Origin of the sequence: Vibrio sp. V10_P2A27P122 (assembly GCF_963874335.1) — a bacterium.
GTDB lineage: Bacteria > Pseudomonadota > Gammaproteobacteria > Enterobacterales > Vibrionaceae > Vibrio > Vibrio anguillarum.
Genome location: NZ_CAWNHY010000119.1, coordinates 1 through 4,975, shown reverse-complemented (window position 1 = coordinate 4,975; position 4,975 = coordinate 1). Strand labels below are relative to the sequence as shown.

4 protein-coding genes and 1 pseudogene are annotated in these 4,975 nt (G+C 42.3%); 3 read left to right on the top strand and 2 right to left on the bottom strand.

All coding sequences use genetic code 11. From position 1 onward, the window contains the following. The first annotated feature begins 227 nt into the window (after positions 1–227). Both AACQ17_RS06315 and rmf read left to right on the top strand, forming a co-directional pair. Positions 228–1,847 carry a DUF3466 family protein gene (locus AACQ17_RS06315; RefSeq protein ID WP_240507701.1) on the top strand — a complete coding sequence of 540 codons (1,620 nt, stop codon included), beginning with the start codon at positions 228–230 and terminating at the stop codon, positions 1,845–1,847. A gap of 169 nt (positions 1,848–2,016) precedes the next feature. Further along, positions 2,017–2,190, top strand: coding sequence for a ribosome modulation factor (rmf, locus tag AACQ17_RS06310; RefSeq protein ID WP_010320553.1), 174 nt, complete (start codon positions 2,017–2,019; stop codon positions 2,188–2,190). Between the two features lie 136 nt (positions 2,191–2,326). Here the strand turns inward: rmf and fabA are convergent, their stop codons facing one another. Together fabA and AACQ17_RS06300 are read right to left on the bottom strand one after the other, a co-directional pair. After that, on the bottom strand, positions 2,327–2,845 hold the full coding sequence (fabA, locus tag AACQ17_RS06305) for a bifunctional 3-hydroxydecanoyl-ACP dehydratase/trans-2-decenoyl-ACP isomerase (RefSeq protein WP_013856904.1): 519 nt from the start codon (positions 2,843–2,845) through the stop codon (positions 2,327–2,329). Between the two features lie 71 nt (positions 2,846–2,916). Beyond that, positions 2,917–4,560 (bottom strand): S16 family serine protease, encoded by a 1,644-nt coding sequence (locus AACQ17_RS06300; protein WP_010320551.1) that lies wholly within the window; start codon positions 4,558–4,560, stop codon positions 2,917–2,919. Between the two features lie 164 nt (positions 4,561–4,724). On the opposite strand from AACQ17_RS06300, the pseudogene AACQ17_RS06295 reads away from it, so the two are divergent. Further along, positions 4,725–4,975: pseudogene (locus AACQ17_RS06295) on the top strand (macrodomain Ter protein MatP); the annotation flags it as partial.

Genomic DNA, 4,975 nt, shown 5'->3' with positions numbered 1-4,975 from the left:
ATTCTGGCTGCCACTCAAGCTCATGCTGCACTTTACCAAATTGTAGAAGTGACACCCGGTAACTTAGTCGCTAATGAATATTACGGAAGGGCAATACAAAAAGATAACCTTTCAGCAAATCTCTTGGATGTTTTACGGCCGGAAATAGCTGTAATACTTTTGCGTTTGGTGGCGATACGCTCAATGGTTCTGATGGCATTTCCTATCATGATGAAGTGCCATTCAAAATGGATAATCGTTTTGTTTATCAGGATATTGATGATCTCAAAAACTATTGCTCTAACGAACTCGGTTATTCTACTTGTGAGGCATGGGCTGATAAGCAATGGCATGGTTTTGAGTACAACAATGTTGAAACTGGCGGTTTGAAACGTGAGCGTGATGCTTGGGATAATGGTAGTTATCTACAAAATGCAGCGGCCTTTGTTAATTCATCGCAAGTTGTTTTGACTTTTGGCTCTATTGCAAATACTCAGAATACCGTTTTAACTGGGTTAGACGGTACTTCTGCTTTTGGTATTACGAGCAGCGGTTACACACAGTCTGGGAGTAATTACGCTCTAGGCTACCGTCAACGTGGTTTTTATAATGGCAATATTTTAAATCCACCAACGGATACCACAATTGTCAAAGACACAAATAATAAAATTGTTGAAAAAATGGGTCGAACATTTGCCTATGATGTATTTGGTGATAGCCCAAATAAGTTTGTAGTAGGCAGTGCATCGGTAAGCTCTTACTTAACTGGAAATAGCGATGACGACAATAAAGATTATAACGGTGATGTTAACACTTGTGTGAATGACAGTGTTGATCCTCAAACGACTCGTCAATGCCAAAACTTTGCTTTTGCAACCCAAGCTTATATGTGGGACACAGCATCTACCTCGACGGGTTACCGCGTAACAGGGTGGGTCGGTGATGTTGAAGCAAACCGTAGCGGATACTCTGCACAAGCAAGTGTAAGAGGCGCTGCTGTTCCTACATCTGGCAGTTACGCTAACAAGCCAGTTATGGCTGGTTTTAATACCTATCGCGATGATAATGTGTTTAGAATGCAAGCAACGGTATTCTATCCTAATGCAAGTTACGACGTAACAACTCCTAAGCATGATATGTGGAGTAGTAAGGTTATTACTGGCACAGAACTGAAAGTGGATGGAGATGTGATTTACTCCAACTCATTAGCGACAGATATTAATAACCATTTAATCGTGATCGGTGAAACAAAACGCAAAGGCGACAAACCTGAAAGCGGCGCAGCAGCAAACCGTATTTTTGTGTCGGATGCCAATAGCGGAACGCCTGTAGCTAACTATCTATCAGGTGGAATTTTCTTTACTGGTGCTGGCGGTGAAGCGAAAGCGATCAACAATTTCAATGAAATTGTCGGTCAAATCGATGCAGAAAAAGGTCGTGAAGATGGAGGCAAACAACGTCGTCATCGTGGCTTTATCTATCCTTTCAACGGTACAGGGAGTAATGCAGCAAGAATGGCATTGTTCCAGAACCAAGGTTGGTGGTTAGATGATCTAACCAACGGTGGGGCTTACTCACAACATAACAACCAGTTCCGTATTTTTGAAGCCTCAGATATCAACGATGATGGTGTGATTGCAGCAAGTGCATTTAAATGTACTGGTGGCTATGACGATTTCTCCCATAACTCATACTGTACTTCTGGAAGTGAAAGCGTTGTCGCGATTAAACTGATCCCGATTGCTGGCGCGGCGGCTAGCGATATTGAAGTCCGCAGCACGGCACTTCCGCCCGTTGAACGTAAAGGCGGTAGTATGGGGTGGATTACTCTGACACTACTTGCTCTCTTTGGGTTCCGCAGAAAATAATTAAATAGTGTAAAGAATGGCGCAAGTTCACAATTTAGAATCTGCGCCTTTTTTGTAACTTGAGAAAGTCGAATTTTTGAGCAATTCTTAATTGTGGCGTAACAGATATGCCATGTAGATTTAATAGTTGTATGTAAGACACAAGTTACTGTATGAGGACTACACTATGATGAAGAGACAAAAGCGTGATCGCCTTGAAAGAGCACAGTCTCATGGGTATAAAGCTGGCTTAAACGGACGTTCCGTAGAGGCTTGCCCTTATCAACAAACGGACGCTCGTTCATATTGGCTAGGTGGTTGGCGCGATGCCAGAGATGACAAACAAGCTGGTCTCTACAAATAAACTCCCACATACATGCAAAAGGATTTAAGCCCCGGAAGGGGCTTTTTAGTATTTAAGTCACTCTAAAGCACTATAACTAAGTGTTTTGATGAGAAAAAAGCGACTCTATGAGTCGCTTATGAATAGTTTAACGTCATTAAAAAGCAGAAGTATCTTGGAAAAGACCTACTTTTAAATCCTTTGCAACGTAAATCTCTTTGCCATCGACAAGAACGCGACCATCAGCTAGGCCCATTACAAGTTTACGGTTAACAACGCGTTTCATCGTGATTTCGTAAGTTACTTTTTTTGCTGTTGGTAGGATCTGACCTGTGAACTTGACTTCACCAACACCTAATGCCCGGCCTTTTCCTTTGCCACCAACCCAGCCAAGGAAGAAACCAACCAATTGCCACATCGCATCTAAACCTAAACAGCCAGGCATTACAGGATCGCCAGGGAAATGGCAATCGAAGAACCATAGATCAGGAGTAATATCTAACTCAGCAAGAATAAGGCCTTTACCATACTCGCCCTCGGTTTCTGACATTTTCGTGATGCGGTCCATCATCAACATATTTGGCGCTGGCAATTGAGGGTAGCCAGGCCCAAAAAGCTCACCTTGGCTAGAGGCTAGTAAGTCTTCACGATTATATGAATCTCGTTTATTCTGCATTATCAGTTACTCCAATTTTTGATAGGGTGCATATTAGGGAACACGTGTACGCTAAACAACTCCGATCAGTGCTACACAAACCAGTTTTTAATGCGCTCTGCAATACTGTGTGATTGGTCATGCCTTTCAAAGTTTTCAATACGTTGAGCAATTTTATTAATGATGCTTTCTTCGTCATCGCCTCTGAATGACGCACCCATGAGGATCGGTACGGCTTCATCAACTGTAGCGACTGGCCAAATATGAAATTCATCATTTTTAATGCTATTGACTACATCTTTATGAAGCGCAAGATGTTTTAGATTTGTTCTTGGTAGAATGACGCCTTGTCCACCCGTGAATCCCTGATGCTTACACACATGGTAGAAGCCTTCAATTTTTTCGTTTAGCCCGCCAACAGCTTGGACTCGCCCGAATTGATCAACCGCACCTGTCACAGCGATTTGTTGGTTAATGGGATGTTCAGATAAAGCGCTTACTAAAGAACATAACTCGGCTAGTGATGCACTGTCGCCATCCACTTCGCTGTATGATTGTTCGAAGACAACCGAAGCAGAATAGGGAAGCGGTGCGTCAAGGTTCATTGAACTGCTTACAAAGGCTTGCATTATCATCATGCCTTTTGCATGCAAATTACCACCGAGCTCGGCTTTGCGTTCGACATCGGTAATATCACCGTCACCAAAGTGCACAACGCATGAGATACGAGCTGGTTCACCATAGGAAAGAGGATGGCCAGCAACATCGATCACTGTTAATCCATTGACTTGGCCGACTTGTTCGCCTTGAGTTTCGATAATTACCTGTCCATCAAGTATGTCGTCGAGTGCTCGTTGCTGCAGATAAGACTCTCGATAATAGCGTTTGTCTAAGGCACTTTCGATATGAGATTTAGTAATCGGATACTGATTTGACTCTAAGGCCGCTTCTTCTATGAGTGTTCTGTGCCATATTACACATAACGGTGTGTAATGTTGATCTTCCGTGAAACGGGCACCTGCGGTCATAAGAGCAGGAATGGCATCTTCAGTCAGTGTAGGGAGTTGGTATTCTTCAGATATCCAACGCAAATAAGCGAGGTAGGTCAATATCGATTGTTCATCAATTTTCAGGTCCAACTCTAATTCGGTGTAGAAACAAAAGCTTGAGCGGACGTCTGCATCCAAATAGTCGACATCGGCTAACTGGTTCCTATCACCTAAAATGATCAGTTTGACCTCATATTTTTTAGAGATTGGTGAGGGGTGTGGTGATTTAGCATCACAATTAATGGGGCTTACATCTTCGCCTAATACTGCCGCTTTTAATAATGGCCACATTTTAGGATTAGCCAGCAGCATATTAGCGGAGATCAGAAGATAACCACCATTGGCTTTATCCAATAAACCAGGAATTTCGCTGGTGATAAGCCCATTTTCAGCGCGGTATTGGCCAAAGATAGTCCCCATATCGAGGGACTCTGTACAAATAACGTGCGAGTTTGGCTTTATTACTTGAAGTTTTTGACTGACTAATTGACGATAGATTGAGTTATCTGGCGCGTTGATCAACATCACTCGTGTAAAACCTTTCAATTGAACAAACTGCTGAATAGCGGTTGCTAGTCTGGGCTGTGTGTCGAGTAATGTTACCGGAGATAGACTAGGGTACTGAGCTAGTTGCGAGTGGAATTGATCATACTGAGGTGTGACTGAACGCCAAATATTTTGAGTCATTGAAATCTAGTGTTTATTAAAAGAAGCCAGATTATATAGAAAAATAGCAATGTCTAACAGCTCCATTATTATGCTTGATCTTGTTCGCTTTTTTGAATCCAAAAATTGAACTCTGAACGATGGTGGGTTACGCTGTCACCCTAACTTGGCATGGATTTTACGTTATGAAATATCAACAGCTTGAAAATTTGGAATCGGGTTGGAAGTGGCAATACTTAATTAATAAGTGGAAGGATGGTGAAACAATCACTCGTTATGTAGACAAAAGTGAAGCTCTAGCTGCAATTGAACAGTTAAAAAAAATAGAGCATGAACCCAATCTGGTTCTTGGGTGGATTGATCAGCACATGTCACTTGAACTGAGTAATAAACTCAAGCAAGCAATTAGAGCCAAACGCAAACGCCACTTTAATGC